The 17001-nt window shown below is 71.4% G+C and carries 18 protein-coding genes; 8 read left to right on the top strand and 10 right to left on the bottom strand.

The window, feature by feature from the left end:
• Window positions 1-115 precede the first annotated feature (115 nt).
• The 9 genes from era to hrcA form a co-directional block, all read right to left on the bottom strand.
• Window positions 116-1021, bottom strand: a complete 906-nt coding sequence (gene era, locus OU416_RS21315) for a GTPase Era (RefSeq protein WP_270928761.1) — start codon at window positions 1019-1021, stop codon at window positions 116-118.
• A 131-nt stretch (window positions 1022-1152) separates the two neighbouring features.
• On the bottom strand, window positions 1153-1515 hold the full coding sequence (locus OU416_RS21310; RefSeq protein ID WP_270928760.1) for a cytidine deaminase: 363 nt from the start codon (window positions 1513-1515) through the stop codon (window positions 1153-1155).
• Window positions 1508-2830 carry a hemolysin family protein gene (locus tag OU416_RS21305; protein WP_270928837.1) on the bottom strand — a complete coding sequence of 441 codons (1323 nt, stop codon included), beginning with the start codon at window positions 2828-2830 and terminating at the stop codon, window positions 1508-1510. The genes OU416_RS21310 and OU416_RS21305 overlap by 8 nt, the downstream gene beginning before the upstream one ends.
• Window positions 2831-2847: 17 nt before the next feature.
• Window positions 2848-3414 carry an rRNA maturation RNase YbeY gene (gene ybeY, locus OU416_RS21300; protein WP_270928759.1) on the bottom strand — a complete coding sequence of 189 codons (567 nt, stop codon included), beginning with the start codon at window positions 3412-3414 and terminating at the stop codon, window positions 2848-2850.
• Complete coding sequence (locus OU416_RS21295; protein WP_270928758.1) at window positions 3411-4493, bottom strand: PhoH family protein; 1083 nt, start codon at window positions 4491-4493, stop codon at window positions 3411-3413. Before OU416_RS21295 ends, ybeY begins: the two co-directional genes overlap by 4 nt.
• A 169-nt stretch (window positions 4494-4662) precedes the next feature.
• A complete protein-coding gene (locus OU416_RS21290; RefSeq protein ID WP_270928757.1) occupies window positions 4663-5028 on the bottom strand; it encodes a histidine triad nucleotide-binding protein in 366 nt (121 codons plus the stop codon).
• 320 nt (window positions 5029-5348) lie between these two features.
• Window positions 5349-6092 (bottom strand): 16S rRNA (uracil(1498)-N(3))-methyltransferase, encoded by a 744-nt coding sequence (locus tag OU416_RS21285; protein ID WP_270928756.1) that lies wholly within the window; start codon window positions 6090-6092, stop codon window positions 5349-5351.
• A gap of 298 nt (window positions 6093-6390) precedes the next feature.
• Window positions 6391-7566, bottom strand: a complete 1176-nt coding sequence (gene dnaJ, locus OU416_RS21280; protein WP_270928755.1) for a molecular chaperone DnaJ — start codon at window positions 7564-7566, stop codon at window positions 6391-6393.
• 52 nt (window positions 7567-7618) lie between these two features.
• The gene (gene hrcA, locus OU416_RS21275; RefSeq protein ID WP_093152160.1) at window positions 7619-8641 is read right to left on the bottom strand and encodes a heat-inducible transcriptional repressor HrcA; all 1023 of its coding nucleotides are present in this window, start codon (window positions 8639-8641) and stop codon (window positions 7619-7621) included.
• 198 nt (window positions 8642-8839) lie between these two features.
• Here hrcA and OU416_RS21270 point away from each other — a divergent pair, with 198 nt between their 5' ends.
• A complete protein-coding gene (locus tag OU416_RS21270; protein WP_270928754.1) occupies window positions 8840-9151 on the top strand; it encodes a type II toxin-antitoxin system VapB family antitoxin in 312 nt (103 codons plus the stop codon).
• Here OU416_RS21270 and hemW read toward each other — a convergent pair.
• Complete coding sequence (hemW, locus tag OU416_RS21265; protein WP_270928753.1) at window positions 9141-10370, bottom strand: radical SAM family heme chaperone HemW; 1230 nt, start codon at window positions 10368-10370, stop codon at window positions 9141-9143. The genes OU416_RS21270 and hemW overlap by 11 nt on opposite strands.
• 66 nt (window positions 10371-10436) lie before the next feature.
• Between hemW and OU416_RS40205 the strand changes: the two genes are divergently transcribed.
• The 7 genes from OU416_RS40205 to OU416_RS21235 all read left to right on the top strand — a co-directional run bounded on the left by OU416_RS40205 (window position 10437) and on the right by OU416_RS21235 (window position 16881).
• Window positions 10437-10529 carry a putative leader peptide gene (locus tag OU416_RS40205; protein WP_309599294.1) on the top strand — a complete coding sequence of 31 codons (93 nt, stop codon included), beginning with the start codon at window positions 10437-10439 and terminating at the stop codon, window positions 10527-10529.
• 104 nt (window positions 10530-10633) lie between these two features.
• A complete protein-coding gene (locus OU416_RS21260; protein WP_270928752.1) occupies window positions 10634-12331 on the top strand; it encodes a nitrite/sulfite reductase in 1698 nt (565 codons plus the stop codon).
• Window positions 12332-12479: 148 nt separating this feature from the next.
• A complete protein-coding gene (locus OU416_RS21255; RefSeq protein ID WP_270928751.1) occupies window positions 12480-13199 on the top strand; it encodes a phosphoadenylyl-sulfate reductase in 720 nt (239 codons plus the stop codon).
• Window positions 13200-13272: 73 nt separating this feature from the next.
• Complete coding sequence (gene cysD / locus OU416_RS21250) at window positions 13273-14211, top strand: sulfate adenylyltransferase subunit CysD (RefSeq protein ID WP_270928750.1); 939 nt, start codon at window positions 13273-13275, stop codon at window positions 14209-14211.
• Window positions 14212-14338: 127 nt separating this feature from the next.
• The gene (locus OU416_RS21245) at window positions 14339-15676 is read left to right on the top strand and encodes a sulfate adenylyltransferase subunit 1 (RefSeq protein ID WP_270928749.1); all 1338 of its coding nucleotides are present in this window, start codon (window positions 14339-14341) and stop codon (window positions 15674-15676) included.
• Window positions 15673-16425, top strand: coding sequence for a sirohydrochlorin chelatase (locus OU416_RS21240; RefSeq protein WP_270928748.1), 753 nt, complete (start codon window positions 15673-15675; stop codon window positions 16423-16425). Before OU416_RS21245 ends, OU416_RS21240 begins: the two co-directional genes overlap by 4 nt.
• A 231-nt stretch (window positions 16426-16656) precedes the next feature.
• Complete coding sequence (locus OU416_RS21235) at window positions 16657-16881, top strand: hypothetical protein (RefSeq protein WP_270928747.1); 225 nt, start codon at window positions 16657-16659, stop codon at window positions 16879-16881.
• Window positions 16882-17001 lie beyond the last annotated feature (120 nt).

Raw genomic sequence — 17001 nt, 5'->3', positions numbered from 1 at the left:
TCCTTAAAGAGTTCCACGAGAGCCGCCTTGCGGCTGAGCGCAAAGACCGGCAGCAACGTACCTGAGACGCGGGCGATCGCAAGTCAGTTCCCGCGAATCCGTCGCCGATGTGTGATCAGAACCCCAGTTTGCGCAGCTGCCGCGGATCGCGCTGCCAGTCCTTGGCGACCTTGACGTGCAGGTCGAGGTAGATCTTGCTGCCGAGCAGCGCCTGGATGTGCTTGCGCGCCTGGGTGCCGACCGCGCGCAGCCGCTCGCCGCCCTTGCCGATGACGATCGACTTCTGGCTGGAGCGCTCGACGTAGACGATCGCGTGCACGTCGATCAGGTCGTCGCGGTCCTCGCGCGGGATCATCTCCTCGATGGTCACCGCCAGCGAGTGCGGCAGCTCGTCGCGCACGCCCTCCAGCGCGGCCTCGCGGATCAGCTCGGCGATGAGGGTGGTCTCCGGCTCGTCGGTCAGCTCGCCGTCCGGGTACAGCTGCGGGCCCTCCGGGAGCTGCTGCACGAGCAGGTCGGAGAGCACGTCGACCTGGTAGGAGTCCTTCGCCGACACCGGCACCAGGTCCGCGAAGTCCATCACCTGCTGCAGGTCGAGCAGCTGCTGGGCCACCTGCTCCTTGGGCACCAGGTCGGTCTTGGTGACCACGCCCAGCACCGGGGTGCGGCGGGAGACCTTCTTCAGCTGCTCGGCGATGAACCGGTCGCCCGGGCCGACCTTCTGGTCGGCGGGCACGCAGAACCCGATCACGTCGACCTCGGACCAGGTCTCGTAGACCAGGTCGTTGAGCCGCTTGCCGAGCAGGGTGCGCGGCCGGTGCAGGCCGGGGGTGTCGACGATGATCAGCTGCGCGTCCGGGCGGTGCACGATGCCGCGGATCGCGTGCCTGGTGGTCTGCGGCTTGCTGGAGGTGATCGCCACCTTGGAGCCGACCAGGCGGTTCGTCAGCGTCGACTTCCCGGCGTTGGGGCGGCCGACGAAGCAGGCGAATCCGGAGCGGTGCACATCAGAGCTGGTCACCGACCCATTGTGACGGCTCCGCCCGCACCCCGGCGCACCGGGCACCGTTCACACCACCGGGCGAACGGTGAAGGGCACCTTTCGCCAAGTTAGTTGGCGAAAGGTGCCCTTCACCTCGAAAATTCGCGTGGTCAGGTGAGGACGCCGCGGATGTCGCCTCGGGCGTCGGCGCGGAGGATGGGGGCCGTGGCCGTGAGGTCGTGGACCGCTGCTGCGGAGGCCTCGTCGACGGAGTCGGCGTCGGTGACGACCGCTGCCGCTTCCAGGCCTTCGGCGCCGCTGGAGACCGCTGCGGCCACCGCTGCTTGCAGCGCCGTGAGGCGCAGGGACGGGAGGGCGACCGTGGTGGCCGCGTAGGTCCGGCCGTCGGTGTCGCGGACCGCCGCGCCCTCGGCCGCGCCGTTGCGGGCGCGCGAGGACCTCGCCAGCGTGACGATCTTGGCGTCCTCCGGGTCGACCTGCTGCGGCGCTGCCGCTTCCACCTGCTCAGCCACGGGTGTTGCTTCCCTCCTGGTCAGCACCGCGCAGCGGTGCTTGGTCGGTGTTGGCGGGGCGGACCAGCAGCGCGTTGATGCGGATCCGGCCGCGGTGGTCCTTGCCGCCCTCGGCGCGCAGCTTCAGCCCGGCGATCTCCGTCTCGGCGCCCGGCAGCGGGACCCGGCCGAGGCGCTGCGCCAGCAGGCCGCCGACCGTCTCCACGTCGGAGTCGTCCAGCTCGACGCCGAACAGCTCGCCGAGGTCCTCCACCGGCAGCCGCGAGCTGACCCGGACCGTGCCGTCGTCGAGCTTCTCGACCGGGCGGTGCTCCTCCAGGTCGGACTCGTCGGTGATCTCGCCGACGATCTCCTCGATGATGTCCTCGATGGTCAGCAGCCCGGCGGTGCCGCCGTACTCGTCGACGGCGATGGCCAGGTGGCTGCGGGAGAGCTGCATCTCGCGGAGCAGCTCGTCCACCCGCTTGGTGTCCGGCACGAAGCTCGCCGGGCGCATCAGCTCCGACACCGGCGGGCCGGCCTCGTCGCGAGCGGTCAGCACCGTGCGGGTCAGGTCCTTGACGGTGACCACGCCGACGATGTCGTCGACGCTCTCGCCGATCACCGGCACCCGGGAGAACCCGGAGCGCAGGCACAGCGCCAGCGCCTGCCGGGCGGACTTGGTCTGCTCGATCCAGATGATCTCGGTGCGCGGCACCATGACCTCGCGGGCCAGCGTGTCGCCGAGCTCGAAGACCGAGTGGATCATCTCCCGCTCGCCCGCCGCCACCACGCCGCGCTCCCCGGCCAGGTCGACCAGCTCGCGCAGCTCCACCTCGGTGGAGAACGGGCCCTCGCGGAACCCCTTGCCCGGGGTGATCATGTTGCCGATCAGGATCAGCAGCCTGGTCAGCGGGTTGAGCAGCCGGGCCAGCACCCGCACCGGCGCGGCCACCTTCAGCCCGATGCCGTAGGGGTGCTGCCTGCCGAGCGTGCGCGGCCCGACGCCGACCAGCACGTACGAGGCCACCAGCATGATCAGCCCGGCGATCACCACCGCCCAGGCCTCGGAGTCCGCCAACCGCAGCGCGACGACCGTGACCAGCACCGTGGCACCGAGCTCGCAGGCCAGCCGCAGCAGCAGGAGCAGGTTGACGTGGCGGGGCCGGTCGGCGAGCAGCAGCGCGAACTGCTTGGCCCCGCCCCGGCCCTCGCGCACCAGCTCGTCGACGCGCGCTCGGGAGGCCACCGTGACGGCGGCCTCCGACGCGGCGAACACCCCGGCCGCGAGCACCAGCAGCACTGCCGTGACCAGGAACGCGGTGGAATCGGTCAATCCCAACGCCGGCTCCTTCAGCTGGTCGGCGCCGGGCCGCCCTGCGGCGGCTCCGACTCGTCCAGGCCGACCGCGCCGAGCACCTTGTCGTCGGCGTTGCGCTGCGCCTCCGCGCGCTCCGCCTCGGCGCGGGCCTCGCGGAACTCGGCCAGGATGCGGTTCTGCAGGCCGAACATCTCCCGCTCCTCCTCCGGCTCGGCGTGGTCGTAGCCGAGGAGGTGCAGGACGCCGTGGACGGTGAGCAGGTGCAGCTCGTCGAGCAGGCTGTGCCCGGCCTTGCGGGCCTGGTCGCGGGCGAACGCCGGGCAAAGCACGATGTCGCCCAGCAGCGCCGGGCCGGCACCGGCCGAGTCCGGCCTGCGGGCCGAGTCGTACTCGTCCATCGGGAAGGACATCACGTCGGTGGGGCCGGGCAGGTCCATCCACCGCTCGTGCAGGTCGGCCATCACGTCGAGCTCGACGAGCACGATGGACAGCTCGGCGAGCTGGCTGACGCTCATCTTGTCCAGGGCGAACCGGGCGACCGAGACGATGGTCGCCTCGGGCACTGCGACGCCGGATTCGTTGGCGATCTCGATGCTCATGCTCGTCCTCGTCGCTGCCCGTTGCGCCGACCGGAGCGGTCGTGCGGTTCGGCTTCTTCCAGTGCGTGCCAGCGGTCGTACGCGTTCACGATGTCGGTGACCAGCCGGTGCCGCACCACGTCGTGGCTGTCCAGCTGCGCGAAGTGCACGTCGTCGACACCGCCCAGGATGTCCTGCACCACCTTCAGCCCGCTGCGCTGAGCACCGGGCAGGTCGATCTGCGTGACGTCGCCGGTGACCACGATCTTGGAGCCGAAGCCCAGCCGGGTCAGGAACATCTTCATCTGCTCGGGCGTGGTGTTCTGCGCCTCGTCGAGGATGATGAACGCGTCGTTGAGGGTGCGACCGCGCATGTAGGCCAGCGGCGCGATCTCGATGGTGCCCGCCTGGGTCAGCCGCGGCACCGACTCCGGGTCGACCATGTCGTGCAGCGCGTCGTACAGCGGCCGCAGGTACGGGTCGATCTTCTCGTAGAGCGTGCCCGGCAGGAAGCCGAGCCGCTCACCGGCTTCGACCGCGGGGCGGGTGAGGATGATCCGGTTGACCTGCTTGGCCTGCAGCGCCTGCACGGCCTTGGCCATCGCCAGGTAGGTCTTGCCGGTGCCCGCCGGGCCGATGCCGAACACCACGGTGTGGTGGTCGATGGCGTCGACGTAGCGCTTCTGGTTCAGCGTCTTGGGGCGGATGGTCCGGCCCCGCCGCGACACGATGTCCAGGCTCAGGACGTCGGCGGGCGATTCCTCGTGGTCCGCGGTGAGCATCCCGACGCTGCGGCGGACGATGTCCGGCGTCAGCGGGCTGCCCTTGCCGATCAACGCGATGAGCTCGGCGAACAACCGCTCCGCGAAGGCGACCTCGGCGGGTTCGCCGGACAGCGTCACCTCGTTGCCCCGAACGTGGACATCGGCGGTGAGCAGGTCTTCGACGACCCGCAGGTTCTCGTCTCGGGATCCGACCAACGTCAGCACGACGTCGTCCGGAACGGTCACCTTGGACTGCGCCCGTGCGGTCTGGGCTGTTGCCGTCTGGGGGGTTTCTCCGGACTGGGCGGCAGCGCCACCCGCTGCAATACCGGCCACGTGTGTTCGGGCCTGCTTTCTGCGCGTTGCGCGCCGGTCGTTCGGTCAGTTCTGCCTGGCACCGATGGTAGTCCACCCGGCAATCGGATTGCCGCTATCACCGGCACGCGGACGACGTGGATCACGCAACACCCCGGGGCGGACCCGGGGGTGTCGGCGCGAGCGGGATTCAGCCCTTGAGCGGGCCGCCGGTGAGGCCGCCGAGCGGCTCTCCGCCCAGCAGGTGCAGGTGCACGTGGAAGATCGTCTGGCCCGCGTCGGCGTTGGTGTTGAACAGCAGGCGGTAGCCGGACTCCTCGATGCCCTCCTGCGCGGCGATCTCGCGGGCCGCGGTGATCAGCTCGGCGAGCAGCTCCGGGTCGGCGGCTGCCAGTTCGGCGGCGTTGCGGTAGCGCTTCTTCGGCACCACGAGCACGTGCGTGGGGGCCTGCGGGTTGATGTCGCGGATGGCGATGACCCGCTCGTCCTCCCGCACGATCTCGGCGGGAATCTCGCGCTCGATGATCCGCAGGAACAGGGAATCCATGTCGCTCATGCCGGGAAGACTAAGGGGTGAGCACCCCGTCCCGGGTGGCGGTCGTACCCGGCACGCTGCGCCGCAACCGGGTCTGGGGGTATTCCCGTTTGCGGCGCAGCTCTCGCCGGACCGAGGGGGGAGGTGTCCGACGAGTGCTGGGGTCCGATGCCCCGTGCGGCACCGGTCGCGGCAGAGCCGCTATAACCGACTTTCACCACCGAGCGTAGCGTCCCGTCAACCGTTCGCGCTACGAGAACGAGAAAAGTTCTTGATCTTCTTCGTGGATCGTCACCCATCGAACACGAATCGGGCAATCCAGGCGATCCGCTAGCCCTTTTTCACGCCCAGCGGTCGGTGCGAACGCCGAGCGCGCCGAGAGCGACGGCGGCGGCGGTGGACGCGCGGAGGACCGTCGGGCCCAGGCGCACCACGTGCGCACCGGCCTCGGTCAGCGCCGCGAGCTCCGCACCGGTGATACCGCCCTCCGGGCCCACCACCAGCACCAGCTCGCCGGATTCCGGCAGCTCGACCGACGCCAGCGGTTCGGTCGCCGACTCGTGCAGCACCAGCGTCGCGGCCGCGCTGCCGACCAGCGCGGCGAGCTGCTTGGTGCTCACCGGCTCGGCCACCTCCGGCGTCCACGCCCGCCGCGCCTGCTTCGCCGCCTGCTCCGCCGTGCTGCGCCACCGCGCCAGCGCCTTCGCGCCGCGCGGGCCGTCGTCCCACTTCGCCACGCAGCGGGACGCGCGCCACGGCACGACCGCGTCGACACCGGCTTCGGTGGCCAGCTCCACCGCCAGCTCCCCGCGATCACCCTTCACCAGGGCCTGCGCGAGCCGCACGCGGAGCGCGGGCTGCGGCTCCTGCCAGGTCTCGGCGACCGCGAGCTGCAGGGAGTCCTTGGCCGCGGCCACCACCTCGCAGCGGGCCATGCCGCCGCTGCGGTCGGAGAGCAGCAGCTGCTCCCCCGCCCGGAGCCGCCGCACGGTGGCCGCGTGCTTGCCTTCCGGCCCGTCCAGCACGGCCGGGCCGACGCCGGGCAGCTGCTCGACGGTGAACACCGGCAGCGAGGATTCCGACACGTCGTCAGTCCTTGTTCGTGGACCACCCGACATCCCGAAGTCCGCCAGGTGATCGCTGTCTCGAGTCCGACCAGTGTTCTCAGAGCCTGTCTTTGATCCTGGTCTTTGTCTTTGAAGCGGCGCAGCCGCTTAGCCCACCCTCACAACCCGCACCGCCGCGGGTTCTCAGAGGTCGCCTGGCGAGGACAGCCCGTTTGCCGTGTATTGGACATACATAAAAACGGGATCCCGCAGCCAGGCGGCCTCTGAGGTTCCGCTACCCGCACCGCCACGCAAGACGAGTTCGACAGACAGTCTCTCAGCGGTTGCCGAAGGAGCGGAAGCGGGAGAACAGGCCGTGCCTGCTGCCGTTGCCGTTCGCGGTCACGGTCGGCTCCGGCTGCTCCTCGCCGCGCAGCGCGGCGAGCTGGCGCAGCAGGTCCGCCTGCGCGTCGTCGAGCCGGGTCGGCACCACGACGTCCAGGTGCACGTGCAGGTCGCCGTGCCCGCTGACCTTGCCGTTGGAGCGCAGCTTCGGCAGGCCGCGGCCGCTGAGCACGTGCTCGGTGCCGGGCTGCGTGCCGGGTTCGACGGTGAGCTCCTCCTGCCCGCCGTCGAGGGTCTCCAGCGTCAGCACCGTGCCCAGCGCGGCGGCGGTCATCGGCAGCTCGACCGTGCAGTGCAGGTCGGCGCCGTCGCGGGTGAACCGCTCGTGCGGCAGCTCCTCGACCTCGACGAACAGGTCGCCCGCCGGGCCGCCACCGGGCCCGACCTCGCCCTCGCCCGCCAGCCGGACCCGCATCCCGTCGCCGACGCCCGCCGGGATCTTGACGGTGATGGTGCGGCGCGCGCGGACCCGGCCGTCGCCGTTGCACTGCTGGCACGGGTCGGTGATGACCTCGCCGAAGCCGCGGCAGACCGGGCACGGGCGGGAGGTCATGACCTGGCCGAGGAACGACCGCTGCACCGACTGCACCTCGCCGCGGCCACCGCAGGTGTCGCAGGTCGACGGGGCGCTGCCCGCCTTCGAGCCACCGCCGTCGCAGGAGTCGCAGAGCACCGCCGTGTCGACGGTGATGTCCCGGTTGACGCCGCTGGCGCACTCCTCCAGCGTCATCTCCAGGCGCAGCAGGGCGTCCGAGCCCGGCTGGACCCGGCTGCGCGGGCCGCGCCCGCCGCCACCGGCACCGCCGCCGAAGAAGGCGTCCATGATGTCGCCGAGGCCGCCGAAACCGGCGAACGGATCGCCGCCCATCCCGCCGCCGGCGCCGCCGCCGTTGCCCAGCGGGTCACCGCCGAGGTCGACGACCTGCCGCTTCTTCGGGTCGGACAGCACCTCGTAGGCGGTGGTCACCTCGCTGAACCGCTCCTGCGCGGCCTCGTCGGGGTTGACGTCCGGGTGCAATTCCCTCGCGAGCTTGCGGTACGCCCGCTTGATCTGCTCGGGCGTCGCGTCCCTGGACACGCCGAGAGTCGCGTAGTAGTCCCTGGCCACCTTCTCCGTACTTCCTCTGCTCGATCAACGAGTACACGCCGGTCCGGCTGGATCACCGACCGACCAGGATCTCACCCACGTACCGGGCGACCGCCCGCACCGCCGCCATCGTGCCCGGATAGTCCATCCGGGTCGGCCCGACGACACCGAGGCCCCCCAGCACCATGCCATCTGAACCGTAACCGGTCGAAATCACCGAGGTCGTCTGCATCTCCTTGGCCTCGTTCTCCATCCCGATGCTGACCCGGACGGTGCCGGAGTCGCGGGAGGCGGCGAGCAGCTTGAGCACCACCACCTGCTCCTCCAGCGCTTCCATCACCTGGCGCAGCGAGTTGGGGAAGTCGGCGACGTTGGCGGTGAGGTTCGGGGTGCCGCCGAGCACCATCCGCTCCTCCGGGTGCTCCACCAGCGAGTCGATGAGCACGCTGCACACGCGCACCAGCGCGTCGCGCAGCTCCGCGGGGGCCTGCTCGGGCAGCTCGGCCACCGCCGCGGAGGCGTCGGCGAGCCGCTTCTCCGCCATCGTGGAGTTGAGCACGTTGCGCAGCCGCGCCACGTCGTCGTCGGTGATGACGTCGCCCAGGTCGACCATCCGCTGGTCGACGCGCCCGGTGTTGGTGATCAGCACCAGCATCAGGCGGGCCGGGGTGATGGTGACGACCTCGACGTGCCGGACGGTGGAGCGGGTCAGCGTCGGGTACTGGACGACGGCGACCTGGTGGGTCAGCTGGGCCAGCAGCCGCACGCTGCGCCGCATCACGTCGTCGAGGTCCAGCGCACCTTCCAGGAAGGTGTGGATGGCGCGGCGCTCGGCGCTGGTCAGCGGCTTGATGTCGTGCAACCGGTCGACGAACAACCGGTAGCCCTTGTCGGTGGGCACCCGTCCAGCGCTGGTGTGCGGCTGGACGATGAACCCGTCCTCCTCCAGCGCCGCCATGTCGTTGCGGACGGTGGCGCTGGACACGCCGAGGTTGTGGCGGTCGACGAGGGCCTTCGACCCGACCGGTTCCTTGGTCGAGACGTAGTCCGCGACGATCGCCCGCAGGACCTCGAACCGGCGTTCATCCGCGTTCACCCCGCGCCACCTCCTCCTGCACCCAGCAGCACCTGCCCAGCCCGATGCGCCCAGGCTCGGCCCGGGTCACACCGACGAGTTTACGGTGTTGTCCGCCCAGGACCGAGCGCCGCAGGTCGGCACGGGTAGCCTGCCGGATGGCCGAGCGCCTGGCGGTCCCGGGCGGCGCGCCTGCCGTTCGCCAGGAGGTACCAGCACGTGATCTTCAAGGACGTCCGCGAGGGCCGGCCGTATCCGGAGCTCCGGATGTCCCTGCGGGACTGGGCCGAGGTGCCGCCGCGGCCGGTGCGGATGGAGGAGCTGGTCACCACGACCAAGGTGCTGCACCTGGACCGCCTGCTGAGCCCCGACTCGACCTTCTTCGGCGACCTGTTCCCGCACGTGGTCGCCTGGCGCGGCGAGCTGTTCCTGGAGGACGGCCTGCACCGGGCCCTCCGCGCGGCCCTCCACCAGCGGACGGTCCTGCACGCCCGGGTCCTGAACCTGGACGTGCGGCCCGTCATGCGATGAGGCGCTGAACGACTCCGTCGGCGAGCAGTCGGCCCCGGTCGGTGAGGACGCAGCGGCCCCGGGTCAGGGCTTCCCGGTCCAGGAGTCCGTCGGCCACCGCTTGCTTGGCCGCCAGGACACCGGATTCGCCGAGGGCCGTCACCGGAAGTCCTGCTGCCACGCGGAGTTCCAGCATGATCCGCTCGATGCGCTGGTCCTCGGCGCTGAGCCGTTCGCGGCCCGCCGCCGGGGAGTTGCCCTCGGCCAGCAGGGCCGCGTAGCGGGCCGGGTGCTTGACGTTCCACCAGCGGACCCCGCCGACGTGGCTGTGCGCGCCCGGTCCGGCACCCCACCAGTCGCCGCCCTGCCAGTAGCCGAGGTTGTGGCGGCAGGCCGCCGCGTCGTCGCTCGCCCAGTTGGAGACCTCGTACCAGCGCAGGCCGACCTCGGCGAGCGTCCGGTCGATGAGCTCGTAGCGGTCGGCGAGCACGTCGTCGTCGGGCATCGGCAGTTCGCCGCGGCGGACCTTGCGGGCCATCGCGGTGCCGTCCTCCACGATCAGCGCGTACGCCGAGACGTGGTCCACGCCGGTGCTCAGCACCGCGTCCAGCGAGCGGCGCAGGTCGTCGTCGGTCTCCCCCGGCGTGCCGTAGATCAGGTCGAGGTTGACGTGCTCGAAACCGGCCGCGCGCGCCTCGCGGGCCGCCGCCACCGCGCGTCCCGGCGTGTGCCGGCGCTCCAGGATCCGCAGCACGTGCTCGGCGGCCGACTGCATGCCGAGCGAAACGCGCGTGTAACCGGCCGTGCGAATGGTGGCGAAGAACTCCGGTGAGGTCGACTCCGGGTTGGACTCGGTGGTGACTTCCGCCGCATCCGCGAGCCCGAAGGTGTCGCGGATCGCGTCCAGGACCTCGCCCAGGCGCTGCGCGCCGAGCAGCGACGGGGTGCCTCCGCCGACGAACACCGACTGCGCCGCGGGCACCAGCGCGCCCTCCGCCGACAGGACCCGCGCACCCAGCTCCAGCTCGGCCCGCACACCGTCCAGCCAGCTGCCGAAGCTCGCCGATGAACCCAGCTCATCGGCGGTGTAGGTGTTGAAGTCGCAATACCCGCAGCGGGTCGCGCAGAACGGCACGTGGACGTACACCCCGAACGGCCGCGAACCGAGTCCGGTCAGGGCCTCGGGCGGCAGGGCTCCGTCGGCGGGCGCGGGTTCGCCGGTGGGCAGTTGAGCAGGCACAGCACCACTGTCTCACCATTCGGATGGCCCTGGACCGACCGGTGGGCCCGTGGCACGCTCCTTCACATGGGCGCAACACTGCCGAGGCTTCTGCTGGTCGCCCGCCGCTACGTGGACCTGCGGCGGGTCTCCAGCGCGCTCTGCCGCGCCACGGATTGATCCCGCGCTGCTGCACTGTCCAGTCGGCGCCGGGGCGCCGGGCAGTGCGATCCGTCACCGGATGACACGCGGCGCCGCCGCGCCAGGAATCCCGGAGGTCGGACATGGTCCCCCCGACGGAAGCTGCCACCCGGCCCGCCCGCAAGCGCAAGACTCGCGGTGAAGGTCAGTGGGCGCTCGGCTACCGCGAGCCGCTGAACCCCAACGAGCGCTCCAAGAAGGACGACAACCCGCTCAACGTCCGGCAGCGCATCGAGACGATCTACGCCCACGGCGGCTTCGACTCGATCGACCCGGCCGACCTGCGCGGCAGGTTCCGGTGGTGGGGCCTGTACACCCAGCGCGCGCCGGGCATCCCGGGCGCGCGCACCGGCACGATCGAGCCCGAGGAGCTCGACGACCGCTACTTCATGCTGCGGGTGCGCGTGGACGGCGGGGCGCTGACCACCGAGCAGCTGCGCACCATCGGTGAGATCTCGCAGACCTACGCGCGCGACACCGCCGACATCACCGACCGGCAGAACATCCAGCTGCACTGGGTGCGGGTGGAGGACGTGCCGACGATCTGGCAGAAGCTGGAGGACGTCGGGCTGTCCACCACCGAGGCCTGCGGCGACTGCCCGCGCGTGGTGCTCGGCTCGCCGGTGGCCGGGATCGCCGCCGACGAGATCGTCGACGCCACCCCGGCGATCGCCGAGATCGCCGAGAAGTACATCGGCGACCGGTCGCTGTCGAACCTGCCGCGCAAGTTCAAGACCGCGATCAGCGGTTCGCCGCGCTGGGACACCGTGCCGGAGATCAACGACATCTCGCTGGTCGGCGTGGTGCACCCGGAGCACGGCCCCGGTTTCGACCTGTGGGTCGGCGGCGGCCTGTCCACCAACCCGAAGCTGGCCGTGCGGCTGGGCGCCTGGGTGCCGCTGGGCGAGGCCGCCGAGGTGTGGCGCGCGGTGGTGGAGATCTTCCGCGACTACGGCTACCGGCGGCTGCGGCACCGGGCGCGGCTGAAGTTCCTGGTCGGCGACTGGGGTCCGGAGAAGTTCCGGCAGGTGCTGGAGGACGAGTACCTGGGCCGCAAGCTGATCGACGGCCCGGCGCCGGAGACGCCGACCGGGTACCGCGACCACATCGGCGTGCACCCGCAGGTCGACGGCAACTTCTACGTCGGCGCGAAGTCGCAGGCCGGGCGGGTCAGCGGTTCGACGCTGGTGGAGGTGGCCAAGGCCGCCGAGCGCGTCGGCTCGCGGCGGGTGCGCACCACCGTGGAGCAGAACCTGCTCGTGCTGGACGTCGCGCAGTCCGAAGTGGACGGTCTGGTCGCGGATCTGGGCCGGCTGGGGCTGCAGGCCGATCCGTCGCCGTGGCGGCGCAACGTGATCGCCTGCACCGGCATCGAGTTCTGCAAGCTGGCCATCGTGGAGACCAAGGAGCGGGCGATCGCCCTGGTCCACGACCTGGAGAAGCGGCTGGCCGACATCCAGGGCGACATCGCAGATCCGGTGACGATCAACCTCAACGGCTGCCCGAACGCCTGCGCCCGCACCCAGGTCGCCGACATCGGCTTGAAGGGCCAGCTGGTGCCCGACGCCGACGGCAACCAGGTGGAGGGCTTCCAGGTGCACCTGGGCGGCGGGCTCGGCGTCGACGCCGGCTTCGGCCGCAAGATCCGCGGCCACAAGGTCACCTCGGCCGCGCTCGGCGACTACGTGGAGCGCCTGGTCAGGAACTACCTGGCGCAGCGCGGCGCAGGCGAGCGCTTCGCGCAGTGGGTCGCCAGGGCCGACGAGGACGACCTCAAGTGAGCCGGGCGACGCCGTTCTACTGCCCGTACTGCGGAGACGAGGACCTGACGCCCGAGGCCGAACCGGCCGGGGCGTGGAAGTGCGAGTCGTGCCAGCGGGTCTTCACGGTGCGGCTCGTCGGGCTTGCCACGGGAGGGAACGGACAACGATGACCGCCGACACCACCACGAACATCGGCACCCGGCGCGGCGACGACGAGCTGCGCGCTCTCGTCGACGCCGCCGAACTGGCCGAGGCCAGCGCGGAGGAGGCCCTGCGCTGGGCCGCGGAGAACTTCGGCGACAGCCTGATCGTCGCCTCGAACATGCAGGACGCGGTGCTGGTCGACCTGGCCGCCAAGGCCAAGCCCGGCGTGGACGTGCTGTTCCTGGAGACCGGCTACCACTTCGCCGAGACCATCGGCACCCGCGACGCCGTGGCGCAGGTCTACGACGTCACCATCGTCGACGCGCTCCCCGAGCGGACCGTCGCCGAGCAGGACGCCGCCGAAGGCCCGCGGCTGCACGAGCGGGACCCGAACCGCTGCTGCTTCCTGCGCAAGGTGGTGCCGCTGCGCAACACCCTGGCCCGCTACGAGGCGTGGGTGACCGGCGTGCGGCGGGTGGAGGCCCCGACCCGCGCGAACACCCCGGTCGTCACCTGGGACGAGCGCAACGGGCTGGTCAAGATCAACCCGCTGGCGGCCTGGTCGGACGCGGACATGCAGCGCTACATCGACGAGCACGGCGTGCTGGTGAACCCGCTGGTGTCGGCCGGATACCCGTCGATCGGCTGCCAGCCGTGCACGGCCAAGCCCGCGCCGGGCGCGGACCCGCGCAGCGGCCGCTGGGCGGGCAGCGCCAAGACCGAGTGCGGCCTGCACGGCTGAACAGCATGTACATCAACTCGTTCTGCGATGCGCCGCGCGCAACCACCACTGAAATCACGGAGAGGCGGACAGCATGACCGCGATCGATGCCGAGGTCGAGCTGCCGGGTGACGCGCCGCCGCAGGCGGACAACCTGGACGCGCTGGAGTCCGAGGCGATCCACATCTTCCGCGAGGTCGCCGGGGAGTTCGACCGGCCGGTGATCCTGTTCTCCGGGGGCAAGGACTCCACGGTGCTGGTGCACCTGGCGCTCAAGGCGTTCCGGCCGGCACCGGTGCCGTTCCCGCTGCTGCACGTCGACACCGGGCACAACTTCCCGGAGGTGCTGGCCTTCCGCGACGAGATCGCGAGCAAGCACGACCTGCGCCTGGTGGTCGCCTCGGTGCAGGACTACCTCGACGACGGACGGCTGCAGGAGCGCCCGGACGGCACCCGCAACCCGCTGCAGACCACGCCGCTGCTGGACGCGATCGGCGACAACCGGTTCGACGCGGTGTTCGGCGGCGGCCGCCGCGACGAGGAGCGGGCGCGCGCCAAGGAGCGGATCTTCAGCCTGCGCAACGCGTTCGGCCAGTGGGACCCGCGCCGCCAGCGCCCCGAGCTGTGGAACCTCTACAACGGCAGGCACCGGCCCGGCGAGCACGTGCGGGTGTTCCCGCTGTCGAACTGGACCGAGCTGGACATCTGGCGCTACATCCAGCGGGAGAAGATCGAGCTCCCGGACATCTACTACGCGCACCGCCGCGAGGTGTACCAGCGCGACGGCATGTGGCTGACCTCCGGTCCGTGGGGCGGCCCGCGCGAGGGCGAGGTGCCCGCGCTGAAGACGGTCCGGTACCGCACGGTCGGCGACGGTTCCTGCACCGGCGCGGTGGAGTCCGAGGCGTACACGGTGGACGACGTGATCGCCGAGGTGGCGGCCAGCCGCCTCACCGAGCGCGGCGCGACCCGCGCGGACGACCGGATCTCGGAAGCGGCGATGGAAGACCGCAAGCGCGAAGGCTACTTCTGAGCCGCGCAAGGTCGTCCTACGACGTTAGGCCGTGATTGTTGCCGTGAGCGTTTTGTGGGGCTATAGCACCACAAAACGCTCACGGGCCCCCACCTCCCCAAGCCGAACCACCAGGAACGGGTTCCCCATGACCGAGACCACGACCCGCACCGCGCCGGACAGCGGCACCGAGGTGACGCTGCCGGTGCAGACCGATCTGCTCCGGCTGGCCACCGCCGGTTCCGTCGACGACGGCAAGAGCACCCTGGTCGGGCGGCTGCTGCACGACACCAAGTCGGTGCTGGCCGACCAGCTCGACGCCGTGCACCGCGCCAGCGCCGACCGCGGCCTGGCCACGCCGGACCTGTCGCTGCTGGTCGACGGGCTGCGCGCGGAGCGCGAGCAGGGCATCACCATCGACGTGGCCTACCGCTACTTCGCCACCCCGAAGCGCTCCTTCGTGCTGGCCGACACGCCCGGCCACGTCCAGTACACCCGCAACACCGTCACCGGCGCTTCGACCGCGCAGCTGGCGGTGCTGCTGGTGGACGCGCGCAACGGCGTCGTCGAGCAGACCCGGCGGCACGCGGCGGTGCTGGCGCTGCTGGGCGTGCCGCAGCTGGTGCTGGCGGTGAACAAGATCGACATGGTCGACTTCGACGAGTCGGTGTTCACCCGCATCGCCGCCGAGTTCGCCGAGCACGCCCGCGCGCTGGGCTACTCCGACGACGCCGTGGTGACCATCCCGGTGTCGGCGCTGCTCGGCGACAACGTGGTGGAGCACTCGGCGAACACGCCGTGGTACGAGGGCCCGTCGCTGCTGGAGCACCTGGAGCGCGTCCCGGTCGCACCGGACCCGCACGACGCGCCGTTCCGGCTGCCGGTGCAGTACGTGATCCGCCCGCGCACCGCCGAGCACCCGGACTACCGCGGCTACGCGGGCCAGGTGGCGGCGGGTGTCGTCGCCGAGGGCGACGAGGTCGTCGTGCTGCCCGCCGGAGTGCGCACCCGGGTGTCCAAGGTGGACACCCCGAACGGCCCGAAGCCGCGCGCCGCCGCCGGGCACTCGATCACCCTGCTGCTGGAGGACGACGTCGACATCTCGCGCGGCGACCTGATCGCCGCCGCCGACACCGCCCCGCAGCTGACCGACGAGCTCGACGCCACGGTGTGCTGGCTGGCCGAGAAGCCGCTGAAGCCGGGTGCGAAGGTGCTGGTCAAGCACGGCACGCGCACCGCGCAGGCGATCGTCACCGAGCTGTCGGCCCGCTTCGACGAGCAACGTCTGTCCAGTGTGGATGCACCGGATTCCCTGCAGCTCAACGAGATCGGCCGGGTGCAGCTGCGCACCTCGGAGCCGCTGCCGGTGGACGCCTACGCGGCCAGCCGCCGCACCGGTTCGTTCCTGGTGATCGACCCCGCCGACGGCACCACGCTGGCCGCCGGCCTGATCGGGGTGCCGCTGGCACCGTTCGCGGCGCGATGACCGCACCGCTGGTGGCCGTCGCCCACGGCAGCCGCGACCCGCGCTCGGCCGCGACCATCCACGCCCTGCTGGACGTGGTGCGCGCGAAGCGCCCGGACCTCGACGTGCGCGCGGCGTTCCTGGACCTGTCGGCACCGCGCTTGGGCGACGTGCTCGGCGCGGTGCACGGCGACGGCCACGACGCGGCCGTGGTCGTCCCGCTCCTGCTCGGCCGCGCGTTCCACGCCCGCGTGGACGTCCCGGCGGCCGTGGCCGAGGCGCAGCGCCGCCACCCGAGGCTCCAGGTGCACGTGTCCGACGTCCTGGGCCCGGATCAGCGCCTGGAGGCCGCGGCCTGGCGACGCCTGCTCGAAGCCGGAGCGGATCCCGACGACCCGGAACTCGGCGTCCTGCTGGCCGGTGCGGGCTCCTCGCACGCCCCGGCCAACCAGCTGGTCGCCGACGTCGCCGAGCGCTGGCAGGCGAGAACGTCCTGGGCAGGAGCGGTCGCGACCTTCGCGGCGGCGGCCGAACCGGCGGTCCCGGCGGCGATCGAGCACCTCCGAACCCGCGGCGCCCGGCGGATCGCGGTCGCCTCCTGGTTCCTGGCCCCCGGCCTCCTCCCGGACCGCATCACCGCCCAAGCCCGCGCCCACGCCCGCGATCCCCTGATCGCAGCCCCGATGGCCGACGACGAGAACCTGGCGGACCTGATCACCACCCGCCACGCCGAAACCCTCGGAGCAGCGCACCTGCCCGTCGCCCTGTGACCCGGTCGTCCCCAGCACGCCCGAGCTCGGCCACTCCTCCGGGGGAGCGGGTTCGCCCGAAAAGACGTGCGGTTGAGCAAAAGACGACAACTCGGGTCGGGTGAGCAACGTCCGGGGCATGATGGCGCTCGTGTCCACCAGCTGGGTACACGATGACCGGCAGCGACCCGGAACACCCCGACATCCCAGGTCGCTGCCGGACCCGTCTTCGCAGCCTCCCGCGAGCGCCGCGTGATCCCGCAACCGCACCTGATCGCGCGAGTGCGCCCCGAGTTCGCCCGCGGCGAGCGGGACTTGTGCTGCCACTTCTTCCCATTGCCCGAGGAAGGCGCCGTGCCCGAGGTGCTGCGCGCCTACTGCGGGTTCGACATCCACCCCGGCGAGGCCGAATCCCTGGACGAGCCCGCCGGCATGCCCTGCCTCGGCTGCCTGATGGCCGCCGTGCTGCCCTCCTGACCCGGCGGAGTCGGGCAAAAAGGGCCGATCACCCGTTAACGGTGAGTTGTTCTCCCGAACACTAAACTTCACCCCATGTGGTCATGAGAGAGTTTGATATCAGTGTCTGGACGGGGAACC

This window comes from Saccharopolyspora indica, from assembly GCF_027853965.1.
Taxonomy (GTDB): domain Bacteria; phylum Actinomycetota; class Actinomycetes; order Mycobacteriales; family Pseudonocardiaceae; genus Saccharopolyspora; species Saccharopolyspora indica.
The sequence above is the reverse complement of the archived record's forward strand: the minus strand, read 5'-3'. Positions and strand labels throughout refer to the sequence as shown.